The following is a 17,225-nucleotide window of genomic DNA, read 5'->3' as shown; positions in this document are numbered from 1 at the left end:
CTTTTAATTTTTTCAATATTTTTAGGATTCCATGCAAAAAGTTGAAGAACGAGAAGCCATTACCCTTACTAATCAGGGCGAAAAAATTTTCGCTATTTTACACCGCCCTCTCAAAACTACTCCGGTTCCCGCTGTTGTCATTTGTTCTGGATTTGGAGGCACCAAAAGTGGTAAATTTCGACTTTTTGTTAATTTGGGTAAAGAATTAGCGAGGCAAGGAATTGCTGTTCTTCGATTCGACTATCGAGGCGCTGGGGATAGTGAAGGGGAGTTTGAAGATCTCACTTTAGAAAGTAAACTAAGTGATACTTTAGTCTGTTTAAATTTTTTATCCAAAGATCCTCAAATTGATCTCAACCGTATTGGAATACTTGGGCGCTCTTTAGGTGGGGCAATTGCTGTTTTAGCTGCTTGCGAATATCCTTCTATTAAAAGCTTGGCACTCTGGGCTCCTGTTTTTACGAGCGGACCATGGAAAAAATTATGGGACTTAATTCAATCTAATCCTTCTCTTTTAGCTACAAATGAAATTCTAAAACATCTGCCTTCACATGCTCCCAATAAAGAATTCTTAAAACAGTTTTTTGAGCTGAATATTGAGCAAAAACTAACATATATTAAGAACGTTCCTATTTTACATATTCATGGCGAAAAAGATCTTATTGTAAAGATTGAACATGCAAAAGCTTATAAAAATGCTCGAGAATCCATTGAAAATACTAAATTTATCTTGCTCCCGCAGTCTGATCATGATTTTTCGGATAAAAGTGAGCGAGAAAAGGCACTTTACGAAACCTGTACTTGGTTTAAAGAAACTTTGTAAAATATGATCATGAGCATTTAGGTAGCAATGATTTCTTTTAGCCCGTTGCAAATTCACCGTTTAAAGTATCAACCTCAGCTTCCCCTCCTTTTGCAAGATTTAAGTGTAATTGTAGCAAATTTTGAAAAATCAATTTGTCTCTCTGATCCCGCCTTGCAAGAGCAGTTTCCACAAACATTTCAGCAACCTATTATTACTTTTCGCCGCGGCAACAAAAAAGAAGCTACACCTTTAAAAGTAGGTGTCGTGTTATCTGGAGGTCAGGCTCCAGGAGGACATAATGTGATTGCCGGTTTATTTGATGCCTTAAAGCAAATTCATCCAGAAAGCATATTACTGGGTTTCCTTGACGGTCCTTTAGGAATATTGAAGAACACCTCTATCGAATTAACAAAAATGGTGATCGATTCCTATCGCAATCAAGGAGGATTCGATATGATCGGATCTGGGAGAACAAAAATCGAAACTCCCGCTCAATTAGAAGCAGCCATGTTAACTGTTCAAACTTTATCACTGGATGGACTAGTCATTATTGGAGGAGACGATTCTAACACCAATGCAGCTATTTTAGCAGAATATTTTAAACAAGCTGGCGTAAAAACTTCTGTTATTGGAGTTCCAAAAACAATTGACGGAGACCTTAAAAATGAATTTATAGACATTTCATTTGGATTTGATACTGCTAGTAAAATATATGCGGAATGTATTGGAAATATTTTGAAAGATGCTTTATCAGCAAAAAAATATTATCATTTTATTAAATTGATGGGCCGCTCTGCTTCTCATCTTGCTCTCGAGTGCGCTTTATTGACACACCCTAATTTAGTTTTTATTAGTGAAGAAGTTGCAGAAAAGAAACAAACTCTTCAAGAAATTGTTGGGCAAATCACTACCATGATTTGTAAAAGAGCTGAAAAAAATCTTCACTACGGAGTGGTTTTAATACCGGAAGGTTTAATAGAATCTATCTCTGAAATTGGAGCGTTGATTCAGAAGCTCAATGAATTACTTTTTTCTCACTCAGAAAAAATAGAAGAATTGTTAATACCGGAAGAAAAAGATAATTATATCATTTCTCAGCTTACTTCAAACGAAGCAAAAACATTTTTAGCCCTCCCAAAAGAGGTACGCGATCAACTTTTGTTAGAAAGAGACTCACATGGAAATGTACAGGTATCGAAAATAGAGACGGAACGTTTATTAATAAAGTTAGTAGAAAAAGAGCTAAAACGACTTAAGCAAGAAGGCATTTATAAAGGAACATTTAGCCCTCAACCTCAATTTTGTGGTTATGAAGGACGGTCTGGATTACCCAGTAACTTTGATTGTCAATATTGCTATGCTCTCGGATTTGTAGCTACTTTGTTGGTTCAATCCGGTGTTACGGGTTATATGAGTTGTCTAAAAAAATTATCAGAGCCTATTGAGAGATGGAGCCCTATGGGAGTGCCAATTTATCGAATGCTTCAGATAGAAAAAAGACAAGGTAAACAAAAATCTGTGATTCGAAAATTTCTTGTCGATTTGCAAGGACCGTTTTTTAAACAGTATGCCTCAGTAAGAGACCAATGGCAAATTACTGATGACTATCGTTCGCCCGGCCCCATTCAGTTTGAAGGACCTAAAAATCTGACTGAGATGAAGCCTCTTTCACTTTTGCTTTAAAAAAGTTTGGCAAAGAATTTTTAGAGCGCTATATAGAAATTAAATAAGTTTTGAAAGAAGTTTAACAAATTTGAACGGCATCTTTAGTTTTTTTGAGGCAATATGTATAAAAATGTGATCATGTCTATTTTTGCAATTTTGATGGTGGGAGTGATTTTTTTAGCTGCAAATATGAAAGATGCTTATAAAGTGCTTCCGGGGCTAACACAAAGCGAAAAAATTGTTCCTCCTTATGCAGAATGGAGAGAATTTACTTCTGAATCAGGAGATTTTAAAGTTTTATTTCCTTCTATGCCTCAATATGCTAAAGAAGCTGTGAATGTTCCTAATACAGATGTTAAACGTCGTTATGCGATGTATGCAGCTGAAAAAATTAATGGGACCGTTTTCATGATCAGTGTCATCACTTATCCCCAAGACTTCAATACAACCGATAAAAATGCCATTGTTCGATCAGTTATTGATGAGTTAATTGCTAGTGATTCAGCTAACCATCTTTTAGAGCAAAGAGACGCCATTTTCCAAGAGCAGTCTGCTATTGATTTTCATCTTGTCAATAAAGAATTTGATATTGAAGGAAAGTCTTTTATGATAGATAAAACTGTTTATGTATTAACTTACGTTGCTAGAAATAGAGATTATGATATAGCTGATTACAAACATTTTATTGAATCTTTTCGTCTTTTGTCTAAAATACCGTCTTAACATGTAATAAAGAATTACCATTCTCTTATTTACAGGCAAAAGTTGATTCAAAAATGCTGTAAAAAATAACAATTGAAAACTTAACCCTGAGATAAGTATTCTAGCAGTTAAGTAATTTTTATTGATTTTAATTGCATTGAATCTTATGGCACAAAAGCCCTCTTTTCATTCTTGTCAATTATGTGTCTCTTTAATTGGTCTTACCTGCGATGCGTTTATCTATCAAATTCAACAACTTCCTTCGCAAGTGGACTTAATTGAAATTCGATTAGATAAGCTGTTAAAAATTGATTTTGCAGAATTAAACATATTAAAAGAGATAGCTCATTGTCCTTTAATTTGGACACTTCGAAAAAAATCACAAGGAGGAAATTTTTTAGGAAATATTCAAAAACAGTTTTTAATCTTTAAAGAATTAGCTAAAAGACAGCCTGACTTTGTCGATATAGAAGCGGATATTCCTTTAGAATGGCTTCAAGAGCTTCAAAAAATTTCTCCTCAGACACAGTGGATTATTTCTTGGCACGAAGTGAAGGAGACACCTCATCTAAAAACCTGCTTAGATCAATTATATGCCTTGCCTGGAAATTATTATAAATTAGCTTGCTATACCCATTCTATCATTGATTCTCTCAAACTTCTTGAAATGGCTCAGCAAGAAAATAAACATTCGAGGCGCCTGTGTACAATCGGCCTCGGAATGAAGGGGCAGTGTACGCGAATTTTAGCTCCCGTAACGGGTCAACCATTTACATTTGCTTCTTTAAAAGAAGGCTTAGAATCTGCCCCTGGACAGATTTCATTTCAAACGCTTTTTCAAACCTATCGCTTTAAAAAACTTAGCCAGCAAACGGAAATTTTTGGTTTAATTGGACATCCAATCGATAAAAGTTTGAGTCATTTGACCCATAATGCTGTTTTAGATCGTTTAAATCAGAATGCTGTTTATATTAAATTTGATGTCGAAGAGACAGAATTGGAATTGTTTTTTCAGCATATCCAACATTTTTCTGTTCGTGGATTTAGCGTGACAATGCCTCATAAAGAACGAGTAAAAAAAATTCTTGCTTTGAATATGGATGATGAGAGTCATTTAGCTTGTAACACTCTTTTGTTCAGCTCTTCAATAATTAGCGGAACTAATACAGATGGAATCGGAGCTTTAAAAGCACTAAAAGTCGAAGACTTAAAAGATAAGAAATTGATTTTACTTGGAGCAGGAGGAACCTCCCAGGCAATTGCTTATGAAGCAAAAAAAAGAGGAGCGGAAGTTACGATTTTAAATCGCACAGTTTTACGTGCTAAAGATGTTGCTGAAAAGATTCAGGTAAAGTGGGGAGGCTTTGAACAACTTAAAGATGCTAAAAAAAATGAATGTGATATTCTAATTCAGACGACTTCTGTGGGGATGTCACCTCATGTGGATGCACTAGTTGTTTCGGCTGACTGGATTCCCCAACAAATTACTGTTTTAGACGCGATTTCACATCCTTTCGAGACTCTTTTTTTGCAAAAAGCGCGTTTAAAAGGTTGCGAAATTCATCACGGGATCGAACTTTTTATCCATCAAGCTGCCTTTCAATTTGGTTTTTGGTTTAATAAACAGTTCGATCAAAAACTTATTGAACAAACAATACGAGAGGCACTTCCAATGCCATTTAATCAAAAAAAAGTTGCTGTTCAAAAAAGCACTTTAGCGGGAGAAATTTCTTTACCTCCCTCAAAATCTCATTCAATTAGAGCTATTTTATTAGGGGCAATGACCCAAGGCATTTCACGTGTTAAAAATTTATTAGACTCTCCCGATGTGGAACATGCTAAGTTGGCGGCTATAGCATTAGGAGCTAAAATTGAACAGGTTCAAGATGAGTATTTAATTTCAGGTGTTGCTGGCCAACCTAAAACCCCTTCAGGGGTAATTGATGTTGGGAATTCAGGCCAAGTTCTAAGATTTGTGGGGGCATTTGCAGCCTTAAATCATGGATATACTGTCATCACGGGCGATCATTCAATTTGTTCTAACCGTCCAGCACAACCACTTTTAGATGGGCTAAGATGTTTGGGAGCTTTTGCCAAATCAACAAGAGAGAATGGGTACGCCCCTTTAATTATCAAAGGACCTATTTATGAAGGAACAGCAGAGTTAGAAGGACAGGATTCGCAACCAGTCTCTGCTCTATTGATGGCATCAGCATTTATTCATGGCACAACAGAAATTTTCGTTAAATATCCAGGTGAAAAACCTTGGATTGACCTCACTCTTCACTGGTTGAACCGTCTAGGAGTTTCTTATGTTAATCAAAACTATGAATACTTTAAGATTGAAGGAATTCAACAGAGACCTCATTTTGAGGTAAATATTCCAGGCGATTTGAGTGCTGCCGCCTTTCCTGTAGCAGCAGCTATTTTAACTCAATCAAAAATCACTTTGTATAACGTTGATATGAGTGATGTACAAGGAGATAAACAAGTAATCCATGTTCTCCAAGAAATGGGAGCTGATATTCAAATTGATCAGGCAAATCACACGTTAACAGTTTTACCAGGGGCTTTATTGAAGGGAACAACTATCGACGTCAACCCCTTTATTGATGCTGTTCCTATTTTAGCTGTTCTTGCTTGTTTCGCAAAAGGGGAGACCCGTTTAATCAATGCAGCAATTGCTCGACAAAAAGAAAGTAATCGATTGAGCTGTATCACTATTGAGTTAAAAAAAATGGGAGCGCAAATTATGGAAACAGATGATGGGTTACTGATTCGTAACTCTAATTTGCAAGGGTCCATTGTTGAGAGTTATGATGATCATCGCCTAGCAATGGCTTTAATCGTAGCCGGGCTGGCTAGCGAGGGTATTACTGAAGTGAAAGGGATTGATTGCATCAAAAAGAGTTTTCCCAACTTTATTCAAGATTTAAAAAAACTTGGGGCTCGGTTTTCATGATTTCTAAAAGAAGCATTGCTTTGATTGGTCTACCTTTGTGTGGGAAAACAACATGTGGGCAATGGCTGGCTAAAAAATTTGAATGTGCCTTTATTGATACAGACTGGCTAATTCAACAAAAACATCCTACGTTAACATGTCGAGAAATTTTTCAATTATTTGGGCAGGCCTATTTTCGTTCTTTAGAAAGGGATGTCATTGATGATTTAAAGCCAACTAAACAGACGATTATTGCAACCGGAGGAGGAGTGATTTATAATGATCAAAATCGAAACGCGCTAAAAAAATATTGTCGATTAATTTATTTGAAACTTTCTTTTTCAAACTGGAAAGAGCGTATTTTCAGTCAAACTGAGTTACCAGCCTATATTCCTCAAGAACAATCTTCGGATGTATCTTTGAAAAAACTCTATGCAAGCAGAACGTTAATTTATGAAAATTGGGCAGATCAAACTATCGATATGAACGGATCTATGAACAACGATTTTTCTGTTCATTTACTCATGAGCCTTCAATTCGTTAAAGAGGAAAATAATGGCATCTAACAGTTTTGGTCATTTATTTAAAATGACGACTTGGGGAGAATCTCATGGAAAAGCGATGGGCGTTGTGATTGATGGCTGTCCCTCTGGAATTTTTCTAACTGAGCAGGACATCAATCAAGAGCTATATTGGAGAAAACCTGGCCGCAATGAATTAACTTCACCAAGACGAGAAGAAGATCAAGTAGAAATCTTATCGGGTTTATTTAATGGACAAACAACTGGAGCTCCTATCTCTTTGATCATTTGGAATAAAGATGTAAATTCCGGCGCTTATGAAGGAATGCATACCCTTTTTCGTCCAGGCCATGCAAATTATACCTATTCAAATAAATACGGGATTTTTGATTATCGAGGAGGTGGCCGAGCGTCAGCAAGAGAGACTGTTTGCCGTGTCGCTGCTGGAGCCATTGCAAAGAAAATATTATCAGACGTTGGAATTTCAGTGGTTGCTTATCTCTATTCCATAGGAGAAATAGAGGGAAAAATTGAATTATCAGACCATATGAATAACTTGCCTTTATTGCAACAAATCATTCGCGATAGTTCCCTTTTTTCTCCCTCACCAGCTGCTGAAAAAATGAAAGGAGTTTTAGAAGAAGCCAGAAAAGAGGGGGATTCTGTGGGAGGGATTGTTGAAGCAATGGCTTTTAATGTTCCTTGTGGATGGGGTGATCCTGTTTACGAAAAATTAGAGGCAAATTTGGCAAAAGCTATGCTGTCTATTCCAGCTTCTAAAGGATTTGAGATAGGAGAGGGATTCAAGGCCTCTCAGATGAGAGGATCTGAACATAATGATTTATTTGGAATCCAAAATGATCAAATTTCTTTTGTAACTAACCATGCTGGAGGAACTTTGGGAGGAATTTCAACAGGGGAGCCTATCATCATTAAAGTCCCTTTTAAGCCAACTTCAAGCATAAACAAGGTGCAGACTTCTTTGAATGAGAAAGGTGAAATTTGTGATTATCGTTTACCCACTGGGTCTCGTCACGATCCTTGTGTTGCCATTCGCGCTGTTCCTGTTGTTGAGGCTATGATGGCATTAGTATTAGTTGATGCTTTTTTGATGAGCAAATTTTGTCAGCTGAATTGAAATTTTGAGCAATAGATGTTTTTTATTCTATCTATTTCTAATTAAATAGATAGATATTTTAAAATTTTTATTGTAAAAAACTTATAAAGTTAAATCAATTTATACTAATTTTTTATTAATTGATTTAAGATAATTCATTGCTTACCCCTAATTTATTTCTCATGCCTTTTTATGCCTCGAATGTTTGTTTTAAACGCCTCGAAATAACAAAACTTACTTGATCGTCTTAAAAGCAACGATTCTGTTTAAAAAATCGACTGGGAAAATAACAAAATTTTTTAGTCATTCGCGGAATTCTTATGAAAAAAAATCCTTCTTTGTATTTTATTTTATTTTTAAGCTTATTTTGCTGTGGACAAATGATTTCGGCAGCTACATTGCATACAATTTTAGTGGCTGATACGATTCATGACATCAATTCCATTACGGTCCCAGATTTGGCAAGGTGGCAAAAAGAACTGCAGATGATTGCTCGATCTACGCATATGATTTTAAAAGAGATAACTTTTGAAGGGAAACGTTTCCGCAAACAACTCATTGTTGATTATTTAAAAAATTTTTCCGTTAATCATGACGACGCCGTAGTGTTCATTTTCTCTGGACATGGTTATCGAACGCGAGACAAAAAATCACCTTGGCCTTTTTTAATATTTGAGCTTGATAAGCATGGAATGGATTTAAAATGGATTGACGAAACCATTCGGTCTAAAAAACCCCGCTTTTCTTTAGTTTTAGGGGATTGTTGCAATAATTACATTGAAAAAGGCTTTTTAGGTGAGAATAAAAATATATTTGTTAATTTACGTTTAGTAGAAACAAATCCTTCTGGTTACAACCAGTTATTTTGCCGAGCAAAAGGGCATATTATTGTTTGTAGCTGCAGTCCAGGAAATTTCTCTTACGGATCCCCATTTGGGGGATTATATTCACAGTGTTTTCTCGTTAGCTTAAACAGAGAAATATCTCAAAAATTTCCTAGTTGGAAAAAAGTTTTAGAAAGAGCCAATGGTTACATTCAACAAGTGCAAATACCTGTTTGTGAAATCAACCATTGATAACAATTTCTTGATAAATTAAATTTTTATTTTTCTTATCAAGGAGTACTTATGCGAAATACCACAAACTTTTTTTACAAAATTTGCTTTTTTGCCCTACTGTTTTCTGCAACTGCAATTGCTCAAACACAAACGATAACAGGGTCGACTCGCCTCGAACCCTTAAACCCTATTTCTACAACATCTATTGTTAATCCCACTCTTTCTTCTTTAAAACCCGTTGCTTCTCCTCCAGCTTTAGTTCCTCAGCAAGCCACTTATTTACATCCTGGCATTCTCGTGTTTAGAAATAATACGTGGGAGGGTGGAGATCATCTTCTAAATGTGTCTAGCAATATCGGTGTTTATGTTTCTATTATCAAACCTGAATCAGATCCTTTAGCTATCTCGGAGGAAAGTTTAAAAAATATCGTTAATCAAATCTTTAAAAAATTTAACATTAATCCTGTGACTTTAGCTGCTCCCGGGCATCCCCCTTTACCAGCTTTTCAAATTCAAATATTAGCTTATCCAATAGATAAAGGTTATGTTGTGACTTGTGAAGGAAGATTATTTGAATCAGTAAGTTTACAACGGTTTGTTTTAGATCCTGCCATGGCATTTCAAGCTATTACTTGGGAGAAGAAAGGATTGCATGTCGGTCCGACGGATAAAATCATAGAGCAAATCCAAACAAATGTGGCTGAAATTGCTCAGTCATTTGGAGAGAGGTTTGATGCTTTTGAGCGACGTAAAAAAGATTTGAGTCGCTAAATTTATTTCTCATATGAATAAAATTAGAATTTTTATTTAATTAAATATTGCAAATTAAAGTTGTATTTAAATATAATTTCTAATTAAATAATTATAAAAAATAAATGAGGTAATTAATGTTTAATCGTCTTCCTTCTGATTTTCCTGAAAGTTTGTTAAAAAGTGGTGTGATTACTTTTGCCATTGATGCACTTATTTATGGCAATGCCGAGCAAGCACTAGCTGTTAGTGGCACTGCAGTTGTTGCAACGTTAATTAGTGCACTAACCACTCCCTTATTTCGCAAAATGTTTGCTGCTGAGCAACATGCAACTGTGACATGGTACCATTCAGCGGTTCAAATAGCGACAAGCATTACTTTGAGCCAGGTATTAATTAATACTTTTTCTCATTATCGAGTCAATCTATTATCAGCCGCTATTTTAGCCATTGGAATAAGTTTAGCCGTAGATGGTTTCAAAAATCGCAACCTAAACCATAATATTTCTGTGATCATGGTTTAATAAAAGGGAGCGATGCTTATTGCATTGGCTCCCTCAAAACTTATGGAGACTAGTTTGACTCTATTGTCTCATCTTAATGTAAAAATTTCAGCTCCTGCTTCCTATTCGAACTTATAATCGTCAATTGTCCAAGACCTTGTTAAAAAAGCCCCTTTGAAAGTGCTTTCGAAATCACTCCCTTATCGCCAAATGACTTCCCAAAAATCCCTTTTGGTAAAGTTTCGGCAATGGAAGACATTAGCAACACTTACAGAGTTAAGCTGAAAAGCCAAAATTCAGATTACTATTGCAATGATTTTTAGCTACATGTAATTTTGTTAAAATATTTATAAATTAAAAAATTTATTTCACTCATTTGGATGGTCATTTTGAATATTCCTACTCTAAGTTATAGTTATCTTGTCAATACAATGACCACTTCTAACTATCAATCTCAAGAAATTAGCGATCTTTCTAGAGATGAAGATATTCCCTTAGGCAATTCTTTGGCTAATCTAGAAGAAACTGGTGATTCAACCATTCAAGTTCCTGATCTTTCATCGTCACCTGAAGAATTTCAACTAAGTTTTCAAAATGGAACTTCTCTAAATATTTCCCATTCTCAGTTAGCTATGTTAAGGGAAAAATCCCTTTATTTTAAAACTCTTTGGTCAGGAAATTTTCAAGAAACCCTTCAACATCCTCTGGCTTTGACACAAAAGGAGTTTACGCATTTGCTTAATTGTGTCATGGATGCTAATTTTAAAGTTCCTTTGGAAGAGATCACTTCTTCCATTCAACTAGCCGATTATTATGAACTAACAAAAGTAGTGAAAAACTTAGAAGAGCAGCTAATTGATGGGTACAAATCACAAAGACTTGAACCCTTTAACTCCACTAAAGAGAGTTTAGTCGGATTAAAAGAGCTTTTAAAATTTGCGCAGCAATGTCGATTAAACAATTTGAAAAACTATTTAGAATTCACCGTTGCGAGCACCTTATTAAACCAGACCTCTCAATTGGCGGAGTTTGAAAGAATTTTAAATCACCTCTCAGATGAGATAGAAACTCTTGATTTTTCAAATCAGGCTTATTTAACAGATGCCCATCTTTTAGCATTAAAAGATTGTAAAAATTTAAAAGTACTCCATTTTAAGAAATGCCAGGGTCTCACTGATGATGGATTAGCCCATTTGACATCCTTAACGACTTTGCAATATCTAGATCTAAGCCAATGCTGGAATCTCACTGATGATGGATTAGCCCACTTGGAACCCTTAACGGGTTTGCAGCATTTAGATCTAAGCCACTGTATGAGGCTCACTAATGATGGATTAACTCATTTGAAACCCTTAACGGCTTTGCAGCATCTAAATTTGAGAAGTTTCCATAAACTTACTAATGCAGGATTAGCCCATTTAAAACCTTTAACGGCTTTGCAGCATCTAAATCTGAGAAGTTGCCTTAAACTTACTAATACAGGATTAGCCCATTTAAAGCTCTTAACGGGTTTGCAACATCTAAATCTAAGCAGATGCAAGAATCTCACCGGTGCAGGATTAGCGCATTTGAGGCCCTTAGTGGCTTTGCAGCATTTAGAGCTGAATGAATGCTGGAATCTCACGGATGATGGATTAGCCCATTTAAAACCTTTAACGGCTTTGCAGCATCTAAATCTGAGAAGTTGCCGTAAAATTACTGATGTAGGATTAGCCCATTTGAAACCCTTAAAGGCTTTACAACATCTAAATCTAAGCAGGTGCAATAAACTCACGGATGATGGATTAGCGCATTTGATACTTTTAACGACTTTGCAGCATCTAGATTTAAGCGCTTGTGAACATCTCACCGATGCAGGATTATCCCATTTGAGGCTCTTAGTGGATTTGCAGCATTTAGAGCTAAGTGAATACTATTGGCTCACGGATGCAGGATTAGCCCATTTGACACCTTTAACGGCTTTACAACATCTAAATCTAAGCAGGTGCAATAAACTCACGGATGATGGATTAGCGCATTTAAGGCACTTAGTGGCTTTACAGCATTTAAATCTGCGCAAATGCGATAATCTTACGGACGCTGGGTTAGCGCATTTTAAACTCTTAGCAGCTATAATATTGCGTTAAGAAGCTTTTTAAGCTTTACCGGGAAATGGAACTAAAAGTTAAAAAAAGCAGCTCGAAGGCGAGGAGTTGGGTAAAGGCTTACGCGAATAAAAGCTTCACAAGTCAATGAAGTTTGAAGCCTGGATTTTATGTCGGATAGGCTTGCAAATGGAAAGAAAAGCGGTTATGGGGTTAGTTTTTTTATTTTTTCTGATGTCTCACCCTTGCCATAACTAGATTAAAAAATCCTAAGAGGATTCATTTGTTATTAATTAAATACTATTTATTAGTTATTATTTACAAATAGAAGCATTATTGGCAGTCGAAGAATGGGAATGATCTCTAAGCAAAGAGAGTTGATCAGTCAAGTCTATCATCTCTATGGCTGTTTGAACGGCTTCCCGCCCTTTATTTCCCATTTTCACTCCTGAGCGTTCCATGGCTTGTTCCACCGTATCCGTTGTTAAGATTCCAAATACAACTGGAAGATTAATTTCTAAAGAAACATTCAGAATTCCTGCAGCAGATTGACTAGCAACATAGTCAAAATGGGGAGTGGTCCCACGAATAATAGCGCCCAAACAAATAATGGCATCAAATTCTCCTGAAAGGGCCATTTGTTTTGCAATTAAAGGAATTTCAAAAGCACCAGGTACCCAAGCAACAGGAAGGTTTTGTGTTGATATTCCATATCTTTCTAATTCATCTAAGGACCCCTCAAGAAGATTTTTGGTTATGGTTTCGTTAAAACGAGAAATAACAATTCCAATACGAGCTTTTGAAATATTTAATTTACCCTTATATTCTTTCATCTAATGATTCCTGTTTATTTAAAGAAAAAGTTACGTCGAATGATGAATTTCTAATTTATCTTCACTTAAGTCAATCAAATGACCGAGTTTGTCTTTTTTAGTTTGTAAATAATGTTTATTCTCTTTTGTTACACAAACAGGTAAAGGCACCCTTTCAGTAATTTCTAAATCATAACCTGTTAGCCCATTATATTTTGCTAAATTATTTGTCATTAATCGGATTGTCGATAACCCTAAATCAACTAAAATTTGGGCTCCTATTCCATATTCGCGAGAATCAATTGGAAAACCTAGTTCAAGATTAGCTTCTAATGTGTCTTTCCCTTGATCTTGAAGATTGTAAGCTTTTAATTTATGGCCAATTCCAATTCCTCTTCCTTCATGCCCTCGTAAATAAATAATCACTCCTCGTCCTTCTTGCTCTATTTTTTCCATGGCAAGTTTTAGCTGGGAGCCACAATCGCATCGTTTAGAACCGAAAACATCGCCAGTTAAGCATTCCGAATGCATTCTTACAAGAATGTTTTTTTGATTTTTTATTTCACCTTTCACTAATGCAATATGTTGAATTCCATCTAATTGTGATTCATAAACATAAGCGTTAAAATCTCCAAATGGAGTAGGAATAGGGGATTGTGAAAAACAGCTCACTAATTTTTCATGCCTTCTTCTAAAACGTATGAGCTCTGCAATCGTAATAATGGGAATTTGATGAAGGTCGGAAAATTTCTCCAATTCTGGTAAACGCATCATGGAACCATCTTCATTGATAAGTTCTGCAAGGATACCTGCCGGATAAAGTTTGGCTAAGTTTGTCAGATCAACAGCAGCTTCTGTATGACCTGCCCTTTTTAGAACGCCCCCTTCTTTGTAACGAAGAGGGAAGATATGTCCCGGGCGGCCTAAATCTTCTGGTTTTGTATGAGGGTGAATGAGAGATAAAATTGTTTTAGTTCTATCTTCAGCCGAAACACCAGTTGTTACACCTTGATGCAAATAATCAACAGAGACTGTAAAAGCTGTTTGTTTACGATCTGTATTATCTGTAACCATTGGAGGGAGTTTTAATTCATCTAAACGTTGCCCTTTCATGGCTAAGCAGATAATGCCTGTAGTATGCCTGATCATAAATCCCAATGAACTTGGATGTGCTTTTTCTGCAGCTAAAATCAAATCTCCTTCATTTTCTCGGTTTTCATCGTCAACAACAATAACAAATTTTCCTTCTTTTAAGGCTAAAAGCGCATCTTCTAATCGATAGGTTTTCATGAATTCATTATCCTTAGTTGTGATAGGGAGTCATCAATTTTTCAATATATTTAGCCATTAAATCTACTTCTACATTAACTAAATCACCTTTTCCTTTTCTTCCCAATATTGTGCATTGACCCGTATGTGGAATCATAGCAAAGGAAAAATGGCTTGCACCGATTTCAGCAATAGTTAAGCTAACACCGTCTATAGTAATAGAGCCTTTATGAACAACGTAGCGCAAGAGGGGAGGAGAAAATTCGATTGTTACCCAGTAAGATCCCCCTTCTAAGTTTGAATAGGAAATAATGCGTCCTACATCGTCAATATGGCCTTGTACAAGATGGCCTCCTAAGCGGTCGCTATATTTAATGGCTCTTTCGAGGTTTACAAAATCCCCTATCGATAAGTGATGAAAATAAGTTCGTTGCAGGGTTTCCGCGACTAAATCACAAGAAAATGACTGATTGAAATACTCTACAACAGTTAGACAACAACCACTAACGTTAATGGAGTCTCCAATTTTAATATCTTCTAAAATTTTTGATGCTTCAATCTGAAAACGAATTCCATCACCCCGTTTTTCAATCTTTGTGAGACATCCCACTTCCTCTACTAATCCAGTAAACATAAATTCCTTTTAAGCTTGTATCATTTTTTTTGGCAGATGGGGCAAATGTGTGTACCTCGCTGCGCGACAATTAGCTTTTCAATTAAATGACCACATCGAGGACAAGGATTTCCAGTTTTTCGAAAGACATTTAAAAGAGTTTGGTGTTCTCCTTTTGAGCCATCTAAGCGATAATAGTTCGTTCGCCCAGATCCAAGCGTTGTTCCTCTTGCTTGGATCCCTTTTTCAAGGACATATTTAATGCTATGATAAAGAATCTTTAGGTGTTTTAGATCTAATTGATTGGCGGGAATCAAAGGATGTAGTTTTGCTTCCCACAAAGCTTCATCCACATAAATATTACCAAGACCTACAATGAAACTTTGGTTTAGTAGTAAGGTTTTTAATAAAGTTTTTCGATTTTTCATCATACGTTCAAATAGTTCGAATGTAAAAGAGGGAAGTAAAGGTTCGGGACCTAAGTGTCCTATAATTTCCTCTAAATCAGAAACTAAATACCAACGACCAAATTTGCGTGTATCATGAAAACGAAGTTGATCGTCATTTTCAAAATTAAATTGTATTCGAATGTAAGGGGAGGCTGGGGTTTGATTTGTAACAAATTGAAACCGTCCTGTCATTCTTAAATGAACAATGAGAAACATCTGATTGGAAAGTTGAAAAATGATGTATTTACCTCTCCTGTCAACATTTTGGATAGATTGACCTTGGACTTGCTGACAGAAAATTTCAGGTGCAGGTACAGCAAGCGTTTTAGGCCAAAAAATTTCTGTAGAAATAATTTTTTTACCAATGAGCCTACTTTGTTTCAAATCTTGGACAATGGTATGGACTTCGGGGAGTTCAGGCATAGTTAATTCATTTTAGTTACAATCATTTTTAATCTTGATTAGCTGCAAAACAGAATTTAATTACAAAGGAAATTTTGCCCAATTTAGGGTTTTAGGAAATCTTTTATAAATTGTATCATTTTAAGAAAAAGACTTCTTTCAAAACTTGATTTTTTTAATATTTTAAATATTATGTGAATCTTTTGACATTATTCTAGACTAAAAAGAAAAAAATGATACAATTTAATCAGTACATGAGTTGAGGTAGTTCAGTCAATTATCACATACCCTTTACGCATACGGTTTGTATAGCGCAAAGAGGTTCACAGTATACTTTTTGAGCCCTATTAGAATTGATAGCGATGTCGCATCTTTCCCAATGGATCTATTAAGCTCAGTATAAGATAACTTGTTTCCCCCTTGCTTATACTTCTGCAGTAAAGGCTTTTGCCAAGGCAAAAAGGCATGTCCTTGTTCAGAGTCGAGGGGAGCTGAATAAGCACTAGTTAGACCCCTTGTTAACTAAATCCTATGGAGAATTATATGAAGAAAATATTTGTTGGTAACCTTTCTTGGAAAACATCGGAAGAGCAGCTTAAAGCTCATTTCGAAGCTTTCGGTAAAGTTGTTAGCGCCAAGATCGTTACTGATCAAATGACAGGCAAATCTAAAGGCTTCGGCTTTGTAGAAATGGAAAGTGCAAACGATGCAGAAAATGCTATTCGCGAATTAAATGGCAAGCCTTTAGTTGATCGTAGTTTGCGTGTAAGCTTGGCGCAAGAAAGAGATCGTAGCGAAAGAAGAGAGCCACGTTCTTTCGGTGGTGGAGATAGAGACAGATCTTCTTTCGGCGGCGACAGACGTTCTAATTATCGTTCGTAATTCAACAACTCTGACTAATCAACTCATATAGATTAGAAAAGGCAAAAGTTTATTACTTTTGCCTTTTTTTTTGAGCTAAACTTAAATTGATTTTAATAACCTGAATTTTGGGTTTTTAGGCAGCCATTAACAACAAGCGATGCTGCTCTGCTAAATTTATAGATGGCTTTTTAGGTTGATGAGTGTAAGCAACAATCCCAGCTAATAGATTAATTAAAAAATTTCCGGCATTTCTGTGGCGTGTGTGTTCAATTTGAGAAATATTTTTTAGTTGATCATTGACTGTTTCAATAATAGCTCGTTTTCTAAGAAGAATTTTGTCTGTTAACTTCATAAGATTCTGCTTCATATTCGATCTTAGGGTAGTAAATAGTTCAAGACCTTGTTTCAAAAGCCTCTTTGAAAGCTCTTTCGAAATATATCCCTTATCACCAAATAGTTTCCCAAAAATCCCTTTCGACAAAGTTTCGGCAATAGAAACATCAGCAACATTTCCAGGAGTTAGCTGAAAAGCCAAAATTTCTCCTTTCTCATTGATCATGAGATGCAATTTAAACCCGAAAAACCACCCTGAAGTTGTTTTCCCCCTCTTTGCTAAACCTTTAAAGACCTTGTTTCTTTTTATGCGTTTATTGTGGCAAACATCTATCGA

15 protein-coding genes and 2 pseudogenes are annotated in these 17,225 nt (G+C 35.9%); 11 read left to right on the top strand and 6 right to left on the bottom strand.

The annotated features are described in order from the left end of the window. The first annotated feature begins 31 nt into the window (after positions 1 to 31). The 9 genes from TY19_RS09870 (at position 32) to TY19_RS09830 (ending at position 10,083) form a co-directional block, all read left to right on the top strand. Positions 32 to 823 carry an alpha/beta hydrolase family protein gene (locus tag TY19_RS09870; protein ID WP_042282135.1) on the top strand — a complete coding sequence of 264 codons (792 nt, stop codon included), beginning with the start codon at positions 32 to 34 and terminating at the stop codon, positions 821 to 823. Positions 824 to 850: 27 nt separating this feature from the next. Beyond that, on the top strand, positions 851 to 2,488 hold the full coding sequence (locus TY19_RS09865) for a diphosphate--fructose-6-phosphate 1-phosphotransferase (RefSeq protein ID WP_042282134.1): 1,638 nt from the start codon (positions 851 to 853) through the stop codon (positions 2,486 to 2,488). Positions 2,489 to 2,590: 102 nt separating this feature from the next. After that, positions 2,591 to 3,193 carry a hypothetical protein gene (locus TY19_RS09860; protein ID WP_042282133.1) on the top strand — a complete coding sequence of 201 codons (603 nt, stop codon included), beginning with the start codon at positions 2,591 to 2,593 and terminating at the stop codon, positions 3,191 to 3,193. A 145-nt stretch (positions 3,194 to 3,338) separates the two neighbouring features. Next, positions 3,339 to 6,134 carry a 3-phosphoshikimate 1-carboxyvinyltransferase gene (gene aroA / locus TY19_RS13030; protein ID WP_148300667.1) on the top strand — a complete coding sequence of 932 codons (2,796 nt, stop codon included), beginning with the start codon at positions 3,339 to 3,341 and terminating at the stop codon, positions 6,132 to 6,134. Next, the gene (locus TY19_RS11895; RefSeq protein WP_052354899.1) at positions 6,131 to 6,679 is read left to right on the top strand and encodes a shikimate kinase; all 549 of its coding nucleotides are present in this window, start codon (positions 6,131 to 6,133) and stop codon (positions 6,677 to 6,679) included. Before aroA ends, TY19_RS11895 begins: the two co-directional genes overlap by 4 nt. Beyond that, entirely contained in the window at positions 6,669 to 7,772 is a 1,104-nt protein-coding gene (gene aroC, locus TY19_RS09845; RefSeq protein ID WP_042282131.1) for a chorismate synthase, read from the top strand. Before TY19_RS11895 ends, aroC begins: the two co-directional genes overlap by 11 nt. Positions 7,773 to 8,071: 299 nt before the next feature. Beyond that, positions 8,072 to 8,827 carry a caspase family protein gene (locus tag TY19_RS09840; RefSeq protein WP_042282130.1) on the top strand — a complete coding sequence of 252 codons (756 nt, stop codon included), beginning with the start codon at positions 8,072 to 8,074 and terminating at the stop codon, positions 8,825 to 8,827. A 51-nt stretch (positions 8,828 to 8,878) separates the two neighbouring features. After that, entirely contained in the window at positions 8,879 to 9,580 is a 702-nt protein-coding gene (locus tag TY19_RS09835; RefSeq protein ID WP_052354898.1) for a hypothetical protein, read from the top strand. 116 nt (positions 9,581 to 9,696) lie between these two features. After that, complete coding sequence (locus TY19_RS09830) at positions 9,697 to 10,083, top strand: hypothetical protein (protein ID WP_042282129.1); 387 nt, start codon at positions 9,697 to 9,699, stop codon at positions 10,081 to 10,083. Positions 10,084 to 10,225: 142 nt separating this feature from the next. Here TY19_RS09830 and TY19_RS27335 read toward each other — a convergent pair. Next, positions 10,226 to 10,358 (bottom strand): annotated as a pseudogene (locus TY19_RS27335) (IS982 family transposase); the annotation flags it as partial. Between the two features lie 135 nt (positions 10,359 to 10,493). Here TY19_RS27335 and TY19_RS09825 point away from each other — a divergent pair. Continuing rightward, positions 10,494 to 12,188 carry a leucine-rich repeat domain-containing protein gene (locus tag TY19_RS09825; RefSeq protein ID WP_102035413.1) on the top strand — a complete coding sequence of 565 codons (1,695 nt, stop codon included), beginning with the start codon at positions 10,494 to 10,496 and terminating at the stop codon, positions 12,186 to 12,188. Between the two features lie 272 nt (positions 12,189 to 12,460). Here TY19_RS09825 and ribH read toward each other — a convergent pair whose 3' ends face one another. From ribH to mutM, 4 genes are read right to left on the bottom strand one after another with little or no spacing between them, the layout of a single operon-like run. Further along, positions 12,461 to 12,979 carry a 6,7-dimethyl-8-ribityllumazine synthase gene (gene ribH / locus TY19_RS09820; protein ID WP_042282126.1) on the bottom strand — a complete coding sequence of 173 codons (519 nt, stop codon included), beginning with the start codon at positions 12,977 to 12,979 and terminating at the stop codon, positions 12,461 to 12,463. A gap of 30 nt (positions 12,980 to 13,009) precedes the next feature. Further along, positions 13,010 to 14,248, bottom strand: coding sequence for a bifunctional 3,4-dihydroxy-2-butanone-4-phosphate synthase/GTP cyclohydrolase II (locus TY19_RS09815; RefSeq protein ID WP_042282125.1), 1,239 nt, complete (start codon positions 14,246 to 14,248; stop codon positions 13,010 to 13,012). 13 nt (positions 14,249 to 14,261) lie between these two features. Then, the gene (locus tag TY19_RS09810; protein ID WP_042282124.1) at positions 14,262 to 14,861 is read right to left on the bottom strand and encodes a riboflavin synthase; all 600 of its coding nucleotides are present in this window, start codon (positions 14,859 to 14,861) and stop codon (positions 14,262 to 14,264) included. 20 nt (positions 14,862 to 14,881) lie between these two features. Continuing rightward, positions 14,882 to 15,712, bottom strand: a complete 831-nt coding sequence (gene mutM, locus TY19_RS09805) for a DNA-formamidopyrimidine glycosylase (RefSeq protein WP_042282123.1) — start codon at positions 15,710 to 15,712, stop codon at positions 14,882 to 14,884. Between the two features lie 522 nt (positions 15,713 to 16,234). On the opposite strand from mutM, the gene TY19_RS09800 reads away from it, so the two are divergent. Further along, positions 16,235 to 16,573, top strand: coding sequence for an RNA recognition motif domain-containing protein (locus TY19_RS09800; protein ID WP_011175443.1), 339 nt, complete (start codon positions 16,235 to 16,237; stop codon positions 16,571 to 16,573). A 115-nt stretch (positions 16,574 to 16,688) separates the two neighbouring features. On the opposite strand, the pseudogene TY19_RS09795 reads toward TY19_RS09800, so the two are convergent. Next, positions 16,689 to 17,225: pseudogene (locus tag TY19_RS09795) on the bottom strand (IS982-like element ISPasp2 family transposase); the annotation flags it as partial.

The organism is Candidatus Protochlamydia sp. R18 (assembly GCF_000648255.1).
GTDB lineage: Bacteria > Chlamydiota > Chlamydiia > Chlamydiales > Parachlamydiaceae > Protochlamydia > Protochlamydia amoebophila.
The sequence above is the reverse complement of the archived record's forward strand: the minus strand, read 5'-3'. Positions and strand labels throughout refer to the sequence as shown.

Bases quoted from the DNA above. Each gene is read 5' to 3' on its own strand.
- ribH (WP_042282126.1), bottom strand. From the start codon at position 12,979: ATGAAAGAATATAAGGGTAAATTAAATATTTCAAAAGCTCGTATTGGA.
- TY19_RS09825 (WP_102035413.1), top strand. From the start codon at position 10,494: ATGACCACTTCTAACTATCAATCTCAAGAAATTAGCGATCTTTCTAGA.
- TY19_RS09865 (WP_042282134.1), top strand. From the start codon at position 851: ATGATTTCTTTTAGCCCGTTGCAAATTCACCGTTTAAAGTATCAACCT.
- TY19_RS09810 (WP_042282124.1), bottom strand. From the start codon at position 14,861: ATGTTTACTGGATTAGTAGAGGAAGTGGGATGTCTCACAAAGATTGAA.
- TY19_RS09800 (WP_011175443.1), top strand. From the start codon at position 16,235: ATGAAGAAAATATTTGTTGGTAACCTTTCTTGGAAAACATCGGAAGAG.
- TY19_RS09815 (WP_042282125.1), bottom strand. From the start codon at position 14,248: ATGAAAACCTATCGATTAGAAGATGCGCTTTTAGCCTTAAAAGAAGGA.
- TY19_RS09860 (WP_042282133.1), top strand. From the start codon at position 2,591: ATGTATAAAAATGTGATCATGTCTATTTTTGCAATTTTGATGGTGGGA.
- TY19_RS09870 (WP_042282135.1), top strand. From the start codon at position 32: ATGCAAAAAGTTGAAGAACGAGAAGCCATTACCCTTACTAATCAGGGC.
- TY19_RS11895 (WP_052354899.1), top strand. From the start codon at position 6,131: ATGATTTCTAAAAGAAGCATTGCTTTGATTGGTCTACCTTTGTGTGGG.
- TY19_RS09830 (WP_042282129.1), top strand. From the start codon at position 9,697: ATGTTTAATCGTCTTCCTTCTGATTTTCCTGAAAGTTTGTTAAAAAGT.
- TY19_RS09835 (WP_052354898.1), top strand. From the start codon at position 8,879: ATGCGAAATACCACAAACTTTTTTTACAAAATTTGCTTTTTTGCCCTA.
- aroC (WP_042282131.1), top strand. From the start codon at position 6,669: ATGGCATCTAACAGTTTTGGTCATTTATTTAAAATGACGACTTGGGGA.
- aroA (WP_148300667.1), top strand. From the start codon at position 3,339: ATGGCACAAAAGCCCTCTTTTCATTCTTGTCAATTATGTGTCTCTTTA.
- mutM (WP_042282123.1), bottom strand. From the start codon at position 15,712: ATGCCTGAACTCCCCGAAGTCCATACCATTGTCCAAGATTTGAAACAA.
- TY19_RS09840 (WP_042282130.1), top strand. From the start codon at position 8,072: ATGAAAAAAAATCCTTCTTTGTATTTTATTTTATTTTTAAGCTTATTT.